Genomic DNA, 17,385 nt, shown 5'->3' with positions numbered 1-17,385 from the left:
TACCACATAAAACGTTCAAAATCTTGCCTAAACAGTGCAAACTATGGTACAATCCTATCATCAGGGGGGTGGAACAATGCAAAATCAGGCTTCTTTGCAGGAGACAAAACAGCATGGTGCGGTGCGCTTTCCGTTCAACCTGTACCCCTGCACCATTCCGGGGGATTTCCAGCAGGTGGCACTCCACTGGCACGAGAGCATGGAGCTGGTCTTTGTTAAGCAGGGCATGGGGCTGGTACAGGTGGGCGTGGTGACCTACCCGGCCTACCGGGGGGATATCTTTATTTTTGCCCCGGGCACGCTCCACGCGCTGCGGCAGGCAGAGGGACAGCGCATGGAATACGAAAATATCATCTTTGAGCCAGAGCTTCTGGGCGGTGCGGAGGACCTTTGCGCCGAGAAATATCTGCTGCCGCTGCAAAGCGGGCGGCTGTCGCTGCCGGTGCGTCTGACCCCGAACGATTTGTGCTATCTGCAGGCCGCCGCCTGCCTGCGGGAGCTGGAGGATGCCAACCGCGCCAAGCGCCCCGGCTATGAGCTGCTGGTAAAAGGGGCGCTGCTGCGCTTTCTTGCCCTGCTCATTGCGCAGGGCAGGCAGTGTCTCTCCACCGAAACTGCCGACACCCAGCGGCTGAAAACCGTGCTGCAATGGCTCTCCGCCCATTATGCCGAGCCGCTCCGGGTAGCCGATGCCGCCGGGGTCTGCTCCTTCAGCGCCAGCCATTTTATGCGCTGGTTCCGGCAGATGACCGGGCAGAGCTTTATTGCCTTTCTGAACGAGTACCGGCTGAACACCGCCGCCGAGACGCTGCGAACCACCGATGAGACCGTGCTGACCATCGCCTCCCGGTGCGGGTTTGAGAATCTATCCTATTTTAACCGGGCGTTCAAGGCGCATTTCGGCATGACCCCCCGGGACTACCGGAAAAAATAAGCAAAGCGCTTGACAGCTGCGGCTGTATGGCGTATTATTTGGGCAGAAGAGCCGCTTTCGGGCGGCTTTTCCCGGAGTGAAAAGTTAGTCAATTCAAACTATTATTTTATAAGATATTCCTGAAAGAAGGTATAAAAATGATCCAGACGACCGTAGAAGTAGACGGCATGGCGTGTTCCATGTGCGAAGCCCATATCAACGATACCGTGCGCAATGCGTTCCCTGTGGATAAGGTCTCGTCCTCTCACGCCAAGGGCAAGACCGTGATCCTTTCCAAGGAGCCGCTGGACGAAAACGCGCTCCGCGCCGCCATCGAAGCCACCGGGTACCATGTGGGCACCATCCACAGCGCACCGTATGAAAAGAAGGGGCTGTTCTCCTTTTTCAAAAAGTGATATGTCCCCCGTGTTCAGCCTTATCGACAAAAATAAGGTGCAATACTGATCTCTACCAACCATTCTTCTTTTCACCTCTTTTTTGTTTTCCACCCACAGAGAAACACCCCCGGCAGCCGTTGCGGTTGCCGGGGGTGTTTCTTGTATCTTTAGATTTGCACTCGGCTTTAGTGGACAAAGCCCACGAACACCGGGCAGAGCACGGCGGTCAGCACACCGGCTACGGCAATGGAAAGGCCGCTCATGGCACCTTCCACATCACCCATCTGCAGCGCCTTGCTGGTGCCCACGGCATGGGCTGCCGTGCCGATGCCCACGCCCTTGGCGATGGGGTCGGTGATGTGGAACAGCTTGCACACGGTCTCGGCCAGCAGTGCACCCACGATGCCGGTCACGATGACGATGGCACCGGTCAGGGCGGCAATGCCGCCCAGCTCAGCTGCCACGTCCATGCTGATGGCGGTGGTCACCGACTTCGGCAGCAGAGTAGCGTACTGCTCCTGGGTCAGGTCCATTGCCAACGCCAGTGCAAAGGCGCTGCCCAGACTGACCAGCGTGCCCACCGAGATGCCCGCGATGATGGCGGGCGCGTTCTTTTTGAGCAGGTCCAGCTTTTCATACAGCGGGATAGCCAGCGCCACCGTAGCGGGCAGCAGCAGGTAGCTTACCGGCGCGGCGCTGGTCTTGTAGTCCCCATAGGGGATATTGCACACCGACAGAAAAATGATGACAAAAATACTGCCCAGCAGCAGCGGGTTAAAGATGGCCTTGCCGGTCACCCGGTTGATGAGCACACCCAGCCCAAAGGCTGCCAGCGTAAGCAGCACGCCCCATGCCACAGAGCCGGTCAGAAAGTCGTTCAGCAGCTCAGTCATGGTCGGCCTCCTCTTTTTTATTGCGGGCGGTCAGCGCCTGCGTGGTGCGGCCTGCCGCCGCCATTACCAGCACCGTCACCGGCAGAATGGCGATCAGGATGGGCAGCAGCAGCTGTCCCATCTCTGCCCACAGTTCCATAATGCCCGCAGCGGCGGGCACGAACAGCAGCGGAAAAATACCGGTCAGGTAGGTGCCGGTCTCCTTGACCTGCTCCAGCTTTACAAACCCGGTGGTCAGGGCTGCCAGCAGCAGCACCAGACCGTACACACTGGCAGGCACCGGCAGCGGCAGTACCGCGTGCAGCACCTCGCCCAGAAAACAAAACGCGAGAATGCGCCCGAACTGAAAAATATACTTCGTGTCAGAACTCCCCTTTCTGGTCTTATGGTCTTATAACGAACAGACAACGGGCTTTTCGCCCGGAATTTTTTGTCTCACACAAAGTAAAAGTATACCGCGGACTGCCCGCTCCATCAACCGTAAATCTTGCCAAGAAGTTCTGCACCTTTTGCGCAGAACTGTACAAAAAAACGCACCGGTGCAGTTCCGGTGCGCAAGGTTCAGATCACATAATCGTTGCCAGCCTGATCCGGCAGGGCAAGGTCTGCCAGCGTGATCTTGCCGAAGTAGTCCGAGATCAAATCGTTGAGCCCCTTCCACATCTCGTAGGTGCGGCAGTTGGCCATCCGGGCGCAGGCAGAAGCCCCGGGGGTCAGGCAGCTTACCGGGGCAAGACTGCCCTCGGTGAGCATCAGGATCTCGCTTACGGTGTACTGATCCGGGCTGCGGGTCAGCCGGTAGCCGCCGCCCTTGCCGCGCAGCCCCTCCAGAAAGCCGTTTTGCACCAGTACCTTGAGGATGTTCTCCAGATACTTTTCCGAGATCTCCTGCCGAGTTGCTACTTCCTTTAAGGGAACATATTTTTCAGACTGATGCTCCGCGAGGTCGATCATCACCCGCAGCGCATAGCGTCCTTTGGTCGAAACGATCATGATCCGTACTTCCTTCCGGTTAAATTTTATTATAACCCATTATACAACAGGGTAAGTCACTTTTCAATCCCACTTTTTTCAAAAAACCCCTTGACAAGCATGGAAAACAGGGCTATAATGCCATCAAACCCACAAACAATGTTGGTTAAAAGGTTTAGAGGGAATCACAGCCGGGCACCCCGGCACAAGACAGGGCTACACACCCCGTAACGATATCAGAAAGAGGGACAAGTATTATGAGCAAGATCTATACCGCCGCAGATCAGTTGATCGGTCACACCCCGCTGCTGGAGCTCAGCCATATTGAAAAGGAAGAGCAGCTGCCCGCCCACGTTATCGCCAAGCTGGAGTACTTCAACCCCGCCGGTTCTGTGAAGGACCGCATTGCCAAAAAGATGATCGACGACGCCGAGGCCAAGGGTCTGCTGAAGGAAGGCTCCGTCATCATTGAGCCCACCTCCGGCAACACCGGCATCGGTCTGGCTGCCGTGGCAGCTGCCAAGGGCTACCGCATCATCATCGTGATGCCCGAAACCATGAGCGTGGAGCGCCGTCAGCTGATGAAGGCCTACGGTGCAGAGCTGGTGCTGAGCGAGGGTGCCAAGGGCATGAAGGGTGCCATTGCCAAGGCCGATGAGCTGGCAAAGGAGATTCCCAATTCCTTTATCCCCGGCCAGTTCGTGAACCCTGCCAACCCGCAGGCACACATCGAGACCACCGGCCCCGAGATCTGGGAGGATACCGATGGTAAGGTGGATATCTTTGTGGCAGGCGTTGGCACCGGCGGCACCGTGACCGGCGTTGGCAAGTACCTCAAGAGCAAGAACCCCGATGTCAAGGTGGTGGCCGTAGAGCCCGCTTCCTCCCCCGTGCTGAGCAAGGGCACTGCCGGTGCACACAAAATTCAGGGCATCGGCGCCGGCTTTGTGCCGGACGTACTGGACACCACCGTCTATGACGAGATCATCGCCGTGGAGAACGACGACGCCTTTGCCACCGGCCGTCTGATCGGTCACAAGGAAGGCGTGCTGGTGGGCATCTCCTCCGGTGCTGCCGTCTGGGCTGCTATCCAGCTGGCAAAGCGCCCGGAAAACGCCGGCAAGAACATCGTTGTTCTGCTGCCCGATACCGGCGACCGCTACCTGTCCACCCCGCTGTTTGCGGAATAATCTCAAAAAACTCTCCTCTCCCGCTCTGCACCCCGCAGGGCGGGAGTTTTTGTTTGGGAACAGGACGATTTGAATGCGCGTCGGGTAGCGGGCTCGCCCTCTCAGGCGCTTACGCGCCAGCTCTCCCAAAGGGAGAGCCCTTGGCATGGCGGAAAAGTTTCCGGTTAAAGTGCAGAGTTTGCGGTTACGCCAGAGCCTCTCCCTTTGGGAGAGGTGGCACGGCGCAAGCCGTGACGGAGAGGGCGAGGACGCTTACGGGGTAATTCCTCCCCTTTCCCCTCACGCAATTTTATGCTACAATACCAGTAACAAAAACGTTTGGAGAAACGCCCATGCTTTATTATGCTGCCCCCATGGAGGGGTTTACAGACCGGGTCTGGCGGCAGACCCATCAGAAATGGTTCGGCGCACAAGGCGCTGCCGACCGCTATTATGCGCCGTTTATCTCCCCGCCGGAGAACCGGGTGCTCATTAAAAAGAAGATGGCAGAGCTTGCCCCGGCGGCAAACCCCGGTGCGCCGGTCATCCCGCAATTGCTGGCGAAGGACGGCGAGCTGGCTGCATGGATGATCGGTCAGCTGCGGGCGCTGGGCTATACCGAGGTGAACCTGAATCTGGGCTGCCCCGCCGGGACGGTAACTGCCAAGGGCAAGGGCTCCGGGATGCTGCGGGACCCGGCCAAGGTGGACGCCTTTCTGGACGGGGTGTTCTCCCACGCCGAGGGGCCTGTTTCGGTCAAGACCCGGCTGGGCGTGGAGAAACCGGAGGAGTTTGCCGCCATTCTGGAAATTTATAACCGCTACCCTATCTCGGAGCTGACCATCCATCCCCGGGTGATGCGGCAGCAGTACCGCGGGCAGGCCGACCGCGCCGCCTTTGCGACTGCGCTGCCCCGGTGCACCATGCCGGTGTGCTACAACGGCGATGTGACCACCGCCGCCCAGCTTCACGCGCTGGAAGAGGAGTTTCCCGCCCTGTCCGGCATCATGGTAGGGCGCGGGCTCATCGCAGACCCTGCACTCTTCCGCAGGGCGCGTGGCGGTGCACCCGCCGCCAAGGAGGAGCTGCGGGGCTACCTGACCGACCTGTACCACGGCTACACCGAACTGTTTGGCAGCGCAGGCTGCGCCATCAGCCGGATGAAGGGGCATTGGTTCTACCTCATCCACTGCTTTGCCGGGGCGGAAAAGCTGGAAAAGCAGCTGAAAAAGCTGCGGGAGCCGTGGGAGTACGAGGTGGTGGTGAACCAGATCTTCACCCTGCCGCTGGTGGAAAACGATTAAAATGGTCACACAAAAAAGCCCGCCGTCTTGCAAGACAGCGGGGCTGAAAAGGACCGTATTACACGTTGAGGTAGCTGCGCAGCATAGCCTGCAGCAGATCGTCACGATCCACCTTGCGGATCATGGCACGGGCATTCTTATAGGTCGTAATGTAGGTAGGGTCTTCGGACAAAATGTAGCCCACCAGCTGATTGACCGGGTTATAGCCTTTTTCCTTCAAAGCATCATACACCTGTTGTACGATCTCGTGGATCTCATAGTCCTTTTTATCGTGGATGGAGAAAATCGCGGTTGCGTCTCCCACGCAATACACCCCCTTCGGTTGAAACTAGTCCCATTGTACACGAAATGCGCCGAAACTTCAAGATAATTACGCTGGATTTGCACATCCTGCACAAAATTTCCAGCATTGTTCCGGCAAGATGAACGATGTCCGGGCGGCATTCTGCCCGCGAAAGGAGCCTTTGTATGCTTTACGGCATCGGCTGCGACCTGTGCAGCCTTTCCCATCTGGAAAAAAGCCTTTCCTCTGCCCACGCGGCGGCCTTTGTGCGCCGGGTGTACGGCCCGGCCGAGCAGGCGGCATTGGGGCTTTTGGAGGCCTCCCCTACGCCGCTGAATGCCCATCGTCTTGCCAGCGCCGCCGCAGATTTTGCCGCCAAGGAGGCCTTTCTCAAAGCGGCGGGCACCGGCCTGCGGGAACCCTTTTCTCTATGTGAGATCGAGGCCGTCCGGCAGGAAAACGGTGCCCCGGCCTACCGCTTCAGCGGGCAGACCGCCGCATGGGTGGCGCAGCACCGGCTGCGCGCCCGGCTCTCCCTGAGCCACGAGGGCGGCATGGCGCTGGCCTTCTGCATGCTGGAAGAGGAAAGCTGACCACCCTTTGTGCATACAATGGAATATCGCCCCCGCACTGCATAAGCCGCACCCCGCCTGCGCATACTGAGAGCAGACAGGATGCGCCGGACGCATCACATAGCGGGGCACATCCTCCAGACAAACAGGAGGGAGATTCCATGGAGGTACACAGAGGAGAAGTTTTCTACGCCGATCTTTCGCCGGTGGTGGGCTCGGAGCAGGGCGGTGTGCGCCCGGTGCTGATCGTACAGAACGAGATCGGCAACCGGCACAGCCCTACTGTGATCGCGGCAGCCATTACATCCCGGCTGGACAAGACCCGCCTGCCCACCCACATCAACATCCGGGCGGCAGACACCGGCCTTGCCAAGGACAGCGTGGTGCTGCTGGAACAGATCCGCACGCTGGATAAGCACCGCCTGCGGGAGCGCGCCGGGCAGATCACCGCCGCCGACCAGAAGCGGGTGGATCAGGCACTGGACGTAAGCCTTGGGCTGAGCTCGTACTGAAAATTCATTTATAAAGCAGAGACACCGGAGCGTCCACAGACGCTCCGGTGTCTCTATTTTTTAGTATTACTCGATCAGGCCATTGAGCAGGGTCAGGCACTTGCGGCTGTGCAGCTTGCGGATGGCCTTGGCTTCGATCTGGCGCACACGCTCACGGGTGACGCCGAAGTCGCGGCCGACCTCTTCCAGCGTGCGGGGGCGGCCGTCATCCAGACCAAAGCGCAGGCGGATGACCTTTTCCTCGCGGGGGGTCAGGCTCTTGAGTGCCAGATTGATCTGCTGTGCCACCATGGCGCGGTCGGCTGCCTTGCCGGGTGCCTCGGCGTTTTCGTCCGCGACGAAATCGCCCAGAGAGGAATCCTCTTCCTCACCCACGGGGCTTTCCAGGCTTGCAGGCTCCTGTGCCATGCGCTGGATCTCGCGCACGCGCTCCACGCTCATATCCATGGCCTTTGCCAGCTCCTCCGGGGTGGGCTCGTGACCGTTCTGGTACACCAGCTGGTTGGTGGCCTGACGCATCCGGTTGATGGTCTCCACCATGTGCACCGGGATGCGGATGGTGCGGGCCTGATCCGCGATAGCGCGGGTGATGGCCTGACGGATCCACCAGGTAGCATAGGTGGAGAAGCGGAAGCCGCGGTCGCAGTCGAACTTCTCGGCGGCCTTGATCAGGCCGATGTTGCCCTCCTGAATGAGATCAAGGAAGGCCAGATTATGGCCGACATGCTTCTTGGCGATGGACACCACCAGACGCAGGTTTGCCTCGCTCAGGCTGCGGCGGGCGTTCAGGCCGTCGCGGCGGGTCTTGAGCAGCTCCTGACGGCGTTCCTCGCTCAGGGGGCCGTTCTCCACGGCCTCCATGGCCTTTTCCTCGTCTGCCTTTTCCTCGGCATCCTCGGCAGACTTTTCGCCGTCCTCGTCCAGATCCTCGGTGTAGCTGCGGCTGTTCTCGTCCTCCTCAAAGGAGAAGCGGGCGCTGTTCTTCTTGATGTACTCCGGTGCGCCATACTTCTGGCGGTCTGCCTGCAAAATGTGTGCAGCCTCGGCACCGGCATGGATGCGGCGGCTCAGCTCCACCTCCTGCTCGGCGCTCAGCAGCGGGATCTGACCGATCTGCTTGAGGTAGTTCTTCACCGGGTCGTCCAGCAGCTCGTCCATGGCAGCCTTCAGGTCTGCCGGGTTCTCCTCGGCATCCTCTTCGTTTTCATCGGCAAGGCCCATGTCATCGTTGTTGTTCTCGGCATTCTCCACCTCAGCAATGATGCTGTCCACGTCCAGACTCGGCTCGTTCTCTTCCTCCAGGACCTTAATGCCGCGCTCCTCCAGCAGGGTGTAGAGGGTGTCTACATCCATGCGGCATTGTGCCGCCAGCGCCTTGGCCTCCTGTGCAGAGAGGGTGCCCTCGCCCTTAGTCAACAGTTCCTTCAAAGTCATGCCCATTTTTTCTCTCCTTCCCGCTCCGGGGAATTTCCTGTAATATTGCCCTGTGCATCAGATCACAAGGCCGCCGTTCACCCCGAACACCTGTCCGGTGATGTATCCGGCATCCTCGCCGGCCAAAAAGACCAGCAGCTTTGCAACTTCTTCCGGGGTGCCCAGTCGCCCCACAGGGGTCTCCTCGGCCAGCGCCGCCTTGTCCTCGGCGGTAAAAGCCGCCATCATGTCAGTCTCGATGACCCCGGGCGCTACGCAGTTCACGGTAATGCCGCTGGGGCCCTCTTCCTTCGCCAGTGCCTTGGTCAGGCCAATGAGCCCGGCCTTCGCGGCGGAATAGTGCACCTCGCAGCTGCCGCCGGTCTGGCCCCACATACTGCTCACGGTCAGAATGCGGCCCTGCTTGCGGCGGATCATGCCGGGCAGTGCCAGCTGGCACAAATAGAACGCACCGCTCAGGTTCACGTCCAGCATCCGCTGCCACTCCTCCGGGGTGATGTCGGTAAACAGCTTCTGCTGCGCGATGCCGGCGTTGCACACCAGCACATCCACCCTGCCCATGGCCTGCTCCACTGCATGGAACGCCAGCTCACAGCTGGCGCGGCTGGCTACATCGCACTGGATGGCGATGCACCCGGGCAGCTGCTGTTCCAGCGCAGCGGCAGCGGCGGCGTTCTGATGGTAGAGCACCGCCACCTGATACCCTGCTGCCGCAAAGGCGCGGGCAGCGGCAGCACCGATGCCCCGGTCGCCGCCGGAGATCAGTACCCGGCGCGCCGTAGCGGGTGCGGCAGGGGCAGGCCGCTCTTTTACAGGCTCCGGCGCAGGCTCTTCGGGCAGCTCCACCGCAGGCGGCTCTGCAGGCTTTTCCAGCGTGATCACCCGGGTGGGCTCGTCCACCGCAGGCGCTGCCGTTTTTCCCAGCGTCATGATGCGGGTAGGCTCGTCCGCGACCGGCTCCACCGGCGCTGCCGGCTTTGCGGCCGGTGCGGCAAGGGGCTCCGGTGCGCTCTCTTCCTCCGGCACCTGAAAGGTCAGTTCAAACTCGTCCTCGTACAAGAGTGTATCCCTCCTGTTCGGTATTCTCGGCCGGGCGCAGTGCCCAAACCGGAAAAACCCTGTGCCCATCCCCAGACAGTGCAGCGTTCCGTTTATGTGTCCGGCAAAGGTCCGGTGCTTTGGCGTGCCTGCCTGCAGTTGCGATGGGTTTCGACAAGATTCCATTGAATAATATACCACAATCCAGCCCAAAAAGAAAGTGGGAACTGCAATTTTTTACGCAGTTCCCACTATTTTTCCTTATTTTCCCCTGTTTTCGGGCACCGGGGGCTTCCAGCGGGGTCTGCCCGCCCGCTTTTCCCGCAGGGAAACAAAAAATGCCTGCAAAAGCTGCTGCGCCTCGGCCTCCCGCAGCCCCTTTTCCACCACCGGATGGTGGTTGAATGGCAGCGCAAACAGGTCGGTCACCGAGCCGCAGCACCCGGCTTTGGTGTCGGCAGCACCGTACACCACCCGGCGCAGACGGCTGTTGATGATGCCGCCCGCGCACATAGGGCAGGGCTCTAAGGTGACGAACAGCTCGCACTCCCACAGCCGCCAGCCGCCCAGCGCCTTGCAGGCAGCGTCGATGGCCAGCAGCTCCGCGTGGTGCAGGGCGTTTTTCTCGGTCTCCCGGGTGTTGTGCGCCGTGGCGATCACCTCGCCGTGCCGCGCCACCACCGCGCCCACCGGCACCTCGCCCAAGGCGGCGGCTTTGGCGGCTTCTTCCAGCGCAAGACCCATCAGTTCAAAATCGGTCATGTATTCCATCCTCTCATCCCATCGCCAGCACCAGCAGATTGTTTGCGCTGTGCAGCAGCACCCCCGGCCAGAGATGCCCGGTGCGGTCGGCCAGCCACCCCAGACCCAGCCCGCACACCAGCGCATAGGCCATGGCGGCAGCGCTGCCGTGCTGCAAGGCGAACAGCACCGCCTGCAAAAGAATAGCCTGTCCCCTGCCCAGCGGCTGCGCCCGGCGCTGCACTGCGCCCCGGAACACCCCTTCCTCCGCCAGCGGAGCCAGCAGGCAGACCCGGCAGAAACGCGCCGCGCCGCCGGGCGGCACGGGCAGCAACACCGCCAGCACCTTGCCCGCCAGCAGATACCCCACCGCCCAGCCAAAGGCCGAAAGCAGCGCGGCGGTGCGGGGGTTCAGCTTGTGCATGGTCGGTCTCCCTCCTCCTGCTGTGATTCGTTCCCGGTTATAGTACCATATCTGCCGCCGGGTGCGCAAGGTTTGGGCGTTCTGTCGCGGCAAATTTATGCAAATCATTGACACATCGCCCTAAATGGTGGTATAATAATTTCCAACCTTTTTGATAAAAGCGTTGCGTATACTGTATTTTACCGGTAGACCGGAGGTATTATTATGATCCGTATCCTCACCGATTCCGCCTGCGACATCCTGCCCGCCGAGGCGCAGCAGCTGGGCGTGACCGTGATCCCCCTGAACGTGACGCTGGAGGACGGCACCGTCCTGCGGGACGGCATCGACATGACCCCCAGCGAATACTATACCCATCTGGCAGCCTGCCGCAAGCTGCCCACCACCAGCCAGCCCAGCCCGGAGCAGTTCGAGCGGCTGTATCTGGACGCTGCTGCCGCCGGGGACGAGGTGCTGGGCATCTTTTTGTCCGATGCGCTGTCCGGCACCGGTCAGTGCGCCAGACTTGCTGCCGACCTTGCCAACGTGGATAATGTGGTGTTCGTGAACACCGAGAACGTCTGTCTGGGGCAGTCCTTGCTGGTGCGGCTGGCTGTGCAGCTGCGGGACGCCGGTAAGACGATCACCCAGATCGCCGCCGATCTGGAAAAGGCCAAGCAGCACCTGCATCTGGTAGCTGCCGTGGACGATCTGAAGTACCTGCGCAAGGGCGGCAGACTGTCCGCCGCCGCCGCTGTGGCGGGCGGTATGCTGGGCATCAAGCCCATCCTCGCCGTCATAGAGGGCAAGGTGGCGCTGGCCGGTAAAGCACGCGGTCTGCCCGGCGTGTATGTGGCGCTGTTCAAAAAGATCGACGAGATGGGCGGCATCCACCCGGACTACACCCCGCTGCTGGGCTACACCGTCAACCACCGGGAGCTGCAGCCGCTGCTGACCTACCTGCAGGACAACCTGCATCTGGACGCACCGCTGGTGCGCCAGATCGGCTGCGTCATCGGCACCCACACCGGCCCCGGCGCATTCGGCATCGCGTTCTTTGATAAAGAGCTGACGCTGGAATAAAACCTATTCGCAAAAACAAGTCGGACAGCCCGCGGGCTGCCCGACTTTATTTTTACCCGTGAAAAAGTAGTTCCGAAACGCCCGCAGGCGTTTCGGAACTACAAATAAAATATTCTTTCCGCTGATTATGGCCAGAGCAAAGCGGAGACCATTCCAAATCGTCCCGCCTTGCCCTTACAGCACCGCGTCCGAGATCAGCTTGCCCAGCAGCAGCACCAGCACCACCAGCATCATGGGGCGGATAAAGCGGGCACCCTTTTTCAGGGCAAAATGGGAGCCCAGCAGGTTGCCCAGAATGTTGCTGACGGCGCAGGGGATGCCGATGTGGAACACCACCAGACCGTTCATCAGGTAGGTGAACAGGCTGGCGTAGTTGCTGGCCAGATTGAGCACCTTGCCGTTGCCGTTGGCAGTGCGCAGGTCAAAGCCCATCAGGGTGGTAAAGGCAATGATGGCAAAGGTGCCGGTGCCCGGGCCCATGACGCCGTCGTACAGACCGATGCCAAAGCCGATGGCCAGCGCCAGTAAAATCTTTTTCAGGTCCAGCGTGCCGTCGTCCCGGTTCTCGTCCGGCAGGTTGCGCTGCCACAGAATGATGACCGCCGCCACCGGCAGGATGATGAACATCATGGTGCGCAGCATCTCATCGCTGAGCAGCAGCACGATGTGCGCGCCCAGCGCACTGCCCGCAAAGCTGCCGATGGCTGCAAGAACACCCACCTTCACGTTCATGGCACCGCTTTTGAAAAAGTTTGCCGTGGCAAAGGTGGTGCCGCAAGCGGCGCTGAACTTGTTGGTGGCATAGGTGTAGTGGGGCGGCAGCCCGGCAAACAGATAGGCCGGCAGACTGATCAGCCCGCCGCCGCCGGCTGCCGAATCCACAAAGCCTGCAAAGCCGGTCATCAGCATGAGAAACGCCATCATCCACGGCGAGATTGTGATACCCATTGTTATAATTCCTCTTATCTTTCCAAGTCGTTTGTTCTTTTTCAGGGGACGCGCGCCTCAGACCATATAAAACCTCCCCTCGCAGGGCAATACACAGCCCGGGACACCCGCACACAGCAGGGCATCTCCGGGCATTTTTTTGCAATTTTAAGCCGTTTTATTACAGATTGTTTTTAAAGAAGCGGTATGCGTTGCGCCAGTAGATGGCCTCCACCTCGTCCTCGGTAAAGCCCTCGCGGCGCAGTGCCTCGGCCAGCAGCGGCATATCTGCCGCCGTTTCCAGCTCGTGCTGACCGCCAATGCCGTCAAAATCGCTGCCAAGGCTGATGACCTCAATGCCGCCCACCTGCTTGAAGTGTGCGGCGTGCTTTGCCAGCCGTTCCACCGTGCTGCGGCAAAGCTTCGGATGTGCCGAGTCTGCGTCCACAAAGGAAGCGCAGTAATTCAGCCCTGCAATGCCACCCTTTTCTGCCAGTGCGCGGATCATCTCATCGGTCAGGTTGCGGTTGTGGGGCGACAGGGCACGGCAGTTGGAATGACTTGCCGCAAAGGGACGGGTGCTGTGGTTTGCGATGTCCCAGAAGCCCTTATCGGAAAGGTGGCTCACGTCTGCGGTGATGTGCAGCTTTTCCATCTCCTCCAAAAAGGCAAAGCCCCGCTCGGTCAGACCGGTCTCGGTGTTGGCCACCAGCGGCCCGCCGGGGTTTGCGTTGGGGGCTGCCAGCTCGTTGGGGTAGTTCCATGTCAGGGTCATCATGCGCACGCCCAGCTCCTGCAGCCGCCGCAGCACGCCCAGACTGCCCTTGCAGCAGCCGCCCTCTTCCACCGTCAGCATGGCGCTGAGTTTGCCCTCGGCGCGGTTGCGCTCAAGGTCGGCGGCGGTGTACACCGGGGCGATCTTTTCCGGGTAAGCCGCCATGAGCCGCTTGAAGATGTCGATCTCTTCCAGCACGCTTACCAGCGGGTCGGCCCCGGGAGCGGGGTCGGCCAGATCCACATAGGCCGCAAAGCATTGCAGCAGATAATCCCCCTGCTGCAATTTTTCAAGGTCGATATGCAGATCGTTGTGCAAAAAGCTTTTGGGTGCGCCCGCCTTTTCGGCGCGGCGCAGTTCGTACAGGGTATCGCAATGCAGATCCCAAACCTTCATGATGGATACACTCCTTTATGCTTCTTCTCCCAGCAGCTGCAGCAGCTGTTCGGGGTTCATAGACAAAATCGCGCCGTCTGCCCCGCCGGTAACGGTGTCGGCCAGCGACTGCTTGGCCTGTTGCAGCTCCACGATCTTTTCCTCAATGGTGTCCTGCGCGATCAGCCGGTACACCTGCACCGGGTTGCGCTGACCGATGCGGTAGGCGCGGTCGGTGGCCTGATTCTGCGCGGCAAGGTTCCACCACGGGTCGTAGTGGATGACGATATCGGCAGCGGTCAGGTTGAGACCTGTGCCGCCCGCCCGCAGCGAGATCAGAAAGACGTCTGCCTCGCCCTGATTGAACCGGCGCACCTGCTCGGCACGCACCGGCTTCGGGGTAGAGCCTTGCAGGGTGAAGTGGCTCACCCCGGCCTCGTCCAGCCGCTTTGCCAGCAGCTCCAGCATGGAGGTGAACTGGCTGAACAGCAGAATGCGGTGTCCGCCCGCCACCGCCTCGGTGACAAGCTCCAGACAGGCCTCCAGCTTGGCGCTGCTGCCGGTCCAGTCGTCCGCCACGAGGCGCGGGTCACAGCAGATCTCCCGCAGCCGCATCAGCACGGCGAACACGGTCATCTTGTCCTCCGGCTTTGCCGCCCGCAGCTTTTCGCGGGCGTCCACCACCGCTGCCAGATACAGCTTGCGCTGCTCGGTCTCCAACTCAACGCGGCGCACATTCTCCGTTTTGGGCGGCAGCTCCCGCAGCACCTCGGACTTCATGCGCCGCAGGATGAAGGGGCCGGTGAACTGGTTCAGCCGCCGCACGGCGTTGGCATCCTCGTCCTGCACGATGGGCTTTTCAAACCGGGCGCAGAAGGTCTTGTAGGGGGGCAGATACCCCGGCATCAAAAAGGAGAAGATGCTCCACAGTTCGCCCAAGCGGTTCTCCACCGGGGTGCCGGTCAGGGCAAAGCGCACCCGGCTGTTCACCCGGCACACCGCCTTGTATTTCTGGGTGGTGTGGTTTTTGATGGCCTGCGCTTCGTCCAGAATGCAGGCGTAAAAGCTTTGCCCGGCATACAGTTTTTCGTCCCGGCGCAGCAGGTCGTAGCTGGTGATGACGATGTCCGCCTGCGCCCACCCATCGACCAGCGCGGCACGGTGGGCGGCATCACCGTCCATGGCAACACTTTGCAGCTGCGGGGTGAACTTCTGGCATTCCTCCTGCCAGTTCAGCACCAGCGACGCCGGGCAGACGATGAGGCTGGGCAGCTGCTGCCCGCCCTCCTTCATGGCCAGCAGGTAGCTGAGCACCTGCACGGTCTTGCCCAGACCCATATCGTCCGCCAGAATGCCGCCCATGCCGTAGCCGTCCAGCGTGCGCAGCCAGCGGTAGCCGTCCCGCTGATATTTGCGCAGAGTCTTTTGCAGCGAGAGCGGCGGGGTATATTCGCTGTCCCGCACGGCGTGGAAGCTGCGGCTGATGCGCCGGAAAGCATCGTCCCGGTCGAACCGCAGGCCGTTCTGCCCCGAAAGCGCCCAGTCCAGCGTGGGGGCGCGGTAGAGCGGCAAGGCGGCGTGGCCGTCCTTCAACTTTGCACCGGAAAGCTCCAGCGTGTCGTTCAGCTCGTCCAGCCCTTCCAGACTGTCGTCCAGCCGCAGCAGACTGCCGTCCCGCAGACGGTGGTAGCGCTTTTTCTGGTGCAGGGACTGCAAAAGCTCCCGCAGTTCCTCCACCGGGAACGCGCCGGTGTCCACCTCCAGATCCAGCACACTGCCGTGCACCGACACCCCCACCGAAATTTTAGGCGGGGCGGCTTGTAAGTTGCGGAAGGCATCGGTCTGGTACACCTCGCCCATGGCCAGCAGGGCGGGAATGCCCTCTTCCAGCAGCTGGAAAAGAGCTTCTTCCCCGGAAATGCTGTAATGCCCCGGCTTGCCGGTCTCGGGTTCCAGATAGGTTTCCAGCAGCCGCTTTGCCCGGTTCTCGGTGCGGGCATCCCGCAAAAGGTCGGGCGGCACCGGCTCGCCGGGGGCTACCCGGTCCTCTCCGTACAGAAAGACCGGGTAGGCCGTGACGGTAAGCCCCCGGTCGGCATCCAGATAAAACTGCACCACCGGTTCCAGCGGGATCTGGTTCAGCAGCAGCCGGTCGGGGTCCACGATGTTGACCCGGTTGCCCAGCTCCGGCAGCACATAGCTGCAAAAAGCGGCGGCGTCCGCGCTGGTAAAGAACAAGCTGCGCCCGCCAAAGGTCTCCAGCACCGGCAGCACCCGGCGGCATTCCTCCTGCTGCATCCGCCAGAGGGTGCTTTCGCCCAGCAGATAGGCATAGTCCAGCCCCTGCACCCCGCTGAGCGCCGGGGTGCAGCTCAGCTGCACGCCGCCCTTGCGGCGTTCCACCTTCAGGCTGATGACCGGCAAGCCCTCTTTAAGGGTATAGCCGCCCACGACGCCCTCGGCGGCGTAAAGTTCTACAAGGGCATCCAGCCCCTCGCCGGTCAGCGGCAGACTGCCCGCCGGGCCTTTCTCCCAGCCGGAGCGCATGGTGCCCTCGGCTTCAAACGCCTGCCGGGCGCTCACCTGACGGCGCAGCAGCCGCAGCAGCTGCTGTGCATCCGGGGCAAAGGCGTCCCACCGGTGCACAAAGGCCAGCGATTTCCCGTAGCTGACGCTTTCGCCCCGCTCGATCGCATCCAGAAACTGCGGGATGCTTTTTACCAGATACTGCCGCCTGCCGATGCCATCCGAGACCCGCAGCCGCAGCCAGATACGGCCATTGTGCGGCGTAAGCTCCGGTTCCAGCAGAGCAAAGCCGGTGCGCTGGGCGGCGTTCTGGGGCTGGGGCTGCGCATCCTCCCGCTGGTAGCGCTTCAGCAGCAGCTGGGCCTCATAGTCGGTCTCCGGCTCCTCGCCCCGCCACTTGCGGCCGAACAGCATATCCAGCCCGGCGCTGTAACTGTCCTTGCGGGGCTCGGTGCTCAAGCCTGCCACGCCCCGCTGCACCCCGGGGATGCTCTCCGGCTTTTTTTCCGGGGCAGGCGGGTTCTTTTCCGCGTCCTGCAGCAGCAGCGCGCCAATGTGCTTACAGTAGGTGCCGTCGCCGTTCTGGTTATAGGGGCAGTCGCAGGAGGCGCTGACAAAGCTGCCGTTTTCCCTCAGCCAGACCTGCGTATAATAGCAGTCCGGACCGCTGCCCTGCACCAGCGCTGTCAGGTGCCGCACCCCGTCCTCGTTGGTGGTGCAGCTGCTTTGCAGGATGCGCTTGCGGTACTTCTGTGCCCGCTCAAAGATAGACTTGCCCAGCAATGTGCGGATCTCCTGTGCGTCCATGTGGTCTCCCTCCCCTGTGCTGTCGCGGTTCCGGTCTATTTTATAAGAATACCGCGTTCCACCCCGGGATGCAAGGGCAGAAGGGTAAAAAACGTTTAGAAAGCGCGGGGCGGGATGATTTTGAATGGCCTCCGCTACGCTCTAGCCATTTTCAGCGGAAGAATTATTTTGATTTACAATTTCGAAACGCCTGCGGGCGTTTCGAAATTGCTTTTTCACAGGAGGGGTCGTAGAGGGAAACGGCATTTGCAGTGCCTGTT

At 60.9% G+C, this 17,385-nt stretch carries 18 protein-coding genes; 7 read left to right on the top strand and 11 right to left on the bottom strand.

Features of this window, described 5'->3' with window-relative positions:
* Positions 1-76: 76 nt before the first annotated feature.
* Both C7J97_RS08435 and C7J97_RS08430 read left to right on the top strand, forming a co-directional pair.
* Positions 77-934, top strand: coding sequence for an AraC family transcriptional regulator (locus C7J97_RS08435; protein WP_113992637.1), 858 nt, complete (start codon positions 77-79; stop codon positions 932-934).
* 137 nt (positions 935-1,071) lie between these two features.
* Positions 1,072-1,329: a heavy-metal-associated domain-containing protein gene (locus tag C7J97_RS08430; RefSeq protein WP_113992638.1), complete on the top strand. Its 258-nt coding sequence runs from the start codon at positions 1,072-1,074 to the stop codon at positions 1,327-1,329.
* Between the two features lie 167 nt (positions 1,330-1,496).
* On the opposite strand, the gene C7J97_RS08425 is transcribed toward C7J97_RS08430, so the two are convergent.
* The 3 genes from C7J97_RS08425 to C7J97_RS08415 all read right to left on the bottom strand — a co-directional run bounded on the left by C7J97_RS08425 (position 1,497) and on the right by C7J97_RS08415 (position 3,197).
* Positions 1,497-2,204, bottom strand: a complete 708-nt coding sequence (locus C7J97_RS08425) for an LrgB family protein (protein ID WP_113992639.1) — start codon at positions 2,202-2,204, stop codon at positions 1,497-1,499.
* Positions 2,197-2,538, bottom strand: a complete 342-nt coding sequence (locus tag C7J97_RS08420) for a CidA/LrgA family protein (protein ID WP_275539369.1) — start codon at positions 2,536-2,538, stop codon at positions 2,197-2,199. Before C7J97_RS08420 ends, C7J97_RS08425 begins: the two co-directional genes overlap by 8 nt.
* 227 nt (positions 2,539-2,765) lie before the next feature.
* On the bottom strand, positions 2,766-3,197 hold the full coding sequence (locus C7J97_RS08415; protein ID WP_113992640.1) for an RrF2 family transcriptional regulator: 432 nt from the start codon (positions 3,195-3,197) through the stop codon (positions 2,766-2,768).
* Positions 3,198-3,433: 236 nt separating this feature from the next.
* Between C7J97_RS08415 and cysK the strand changes: the two genes are divergently transcribed.
* Positions 3,434-4,366 (top strand): cysteine synthase A, encoded by a 933-nt coding sequence (gene cysK, locus C7J97_RS08410; protein WP_005922795.1) that lies wholly within the window; start codon positions 3,434-3,436, stop codon positions 4,364-4,366.
* A gap of 332 nt (positions 4,367-4,698) precedes the next feature.
* Positions 4,699-5,649, top strand: coding sequence for a tRNA dihydrouridine synthase (locus tag C7J97_RS08405; RefSeq protein ID WP_113992641.1), 951 nt, complete (start codon positions 4,699-4,701; stop codon positions 5,647-5,649).
* Between the two features lie 58 nt (positions 5,650-5,707).
* Here the strand turns inward: C7J97_RS08405 and C7J97_RS08400 are convergent, their stop codons facing one another.
* Entirely contained in the window at positions 5,708-5,953 is a 246-nt protein-coding gene (locus tag C7J97_RS08400) for an IreB family regulatory phosphoprotein (protein ID WP_005921243.1), read from the bottom strand.
* 164 nt (positions 5,954-6,117) lie between these two features.
* Between C7J97_RS08400 and C7J97_RS08395 the strand changes: the two genes are divergently transcribed.
* Together C7J97_RS08395 and C7J97_RS08390 are read left to right on the top strand one after the other, a co-directional pair.
* Positions 6,118-6,525, top strand: coding sequence for a holo-ACP synthase (locus C7J97_RS08395; RefSeq protein ID WP_113992642.1), 408 nt, complete (start codon positions 6,118-6,120; stop codon positions 6,523-6,525).
* 140 nt (positions 6,526-6,665) lie between these two features.
* The gene (locus C7J97_RS08390; protein ID WP_005921241.1) at positions 6,666-7,016 is read left to right on the top strand and encodes a type II toxin-antitoxin system PemK/MazF family toxin; all 351 of its coding nucleotides are present in this window, start codon (positions 6,666-6,668) and stop codon (positions 7,014-7,016) included.
* A gap of 66 nt (positions 7,017-7,082) precedes the next feature.
* Here the strand turns inward: C7J97_RS08390 and C7J97_RS08385 are convergent, their stop codons facing one another.
* The 4 genes from C7J97_RS08385 to C7J97_RS08370 form a co-directional block, all read right to left on the bottom strand.
* Positions 7,083-8,456, bottom strand: a complete 1,374-nt coding sequence (locus C7J97_RS08385; RefSeq protein WP_015537266.1) for a sigma-70 family RNA polymerase sigma factor — start codon at positions 8,454-8,456, stop codon at positions 7,083-7,085.
* Positions 8,457-8,507: 51 nt separating this feature from the next.
* Positions 8,508-9,215 (bottom strand): elongation factor P 5-aminopentanone reductase, encoded by a 708-nt coding sequence (gene ymfI, locus C7J97_RS08380; RefSeq protein ID WP_113992678.1) that lies wholly within the window; start codon positions 9,213-9,215, stop codon positions 8,508-8,510.
* A 534-nt stretch (positions 9,216-9,749) separates the two neighbouring features.
* On the bottom strand, positions 9,750-10,250 hold the full coding sequence (locus C7J97_RS08375; RefSeq protein WP_015537265.1) for a nucleoside deaminase: 501 nt from the start codon (positions 10,248-10,250) through the stop codon (positions 9,750-9,752).
* 13 nt (positions 10,251-10,263) lie between these two features.
* Positions 10,264-10,653, bottom strand: coding sequence for a CPBP family intramembrane glutamic endopeptidase (locus tag C7J97_RS08370; protein WP_015537264.1), 390 nt, complete (start codon positions 10,651-10,653; stop codon positions 10,264-10,266).
* Between the two features lie 204 nt (positions 10,654-10,857).
* On the opposite strand from C7J97_RS08370, the gene C7J97_RS08365 reads away from it, so the two are divergent.
* On the top strand, positions 10,858-11,715 hold the full coding sequence (locus C7J97_RS08365; protein ID WP_113992643.1) for a DegV family protein: 858 nt from the start codon (positions 10,858-10,860) through the stop codon (positions 11,713-11,715).
* Between the two features lie 174 nt (positions 11,716-11,889).
* Here C7J97_RS08365 and C7J97_RS08360 read toward each other — a convergent pair whose 3' ends face one another.
* The 3 genes from C7J97_RS08360 to C7J97_RS08350 all read right to left on the bottom strand — a co-directional run bounded on the left by C7J97_RS08360 (position 11,890) and on the right by C7J97_RS08350 (position 17,125).
* A complete protein-coding gene (locus C7J97_RS08360) occupies positions 11,890-12,663 on the bottom strand; it encodes a TSUP family transporter (protein WP_113992644.1) in 774 nt (257 codons plus the stop codon).
* A gap of 160 nt (positions 12,664-12,823) precedes the next feature.
* A complete protein-coding gene (locus C7J97_RS08355) occupies positions 12,824-13,813 on the bottom strand; it encodes a dipeptidase (protein WP_097785340.1) in 990 nt (329 codons plus the stop codon).
* A 15-nt stretch (positions 13,814-13,828) separates the two neighbouring features.
* The gene (locus C7J97_RS08350) at positions 13,829-17,125 is read right to left on the bottom strand and encodes a DEAD/DEAH box helicase (RefSeq protein WP_113992645.1); all 3,297 of its coding nucleotides are present in this window, start codon (positions 17,123-17,125) and stop codon (positions 13,829-13,831) included.
* Positions 17,126-17,385: the final 260 nt, after the last annotated feature.

Source organism: Faecalibacterium prausnitzii, from assembly GCF_003324185.1.
Lineage (GTDB): Bacteria > Bacillota > Clostridia > Oscillospirales > Ruminococcaceae > Faecalibacterium > Faecalibacterium prausnitzii.
This window is presented reverse-complemented; position numbering and strand designations above follow the sequence as displayed.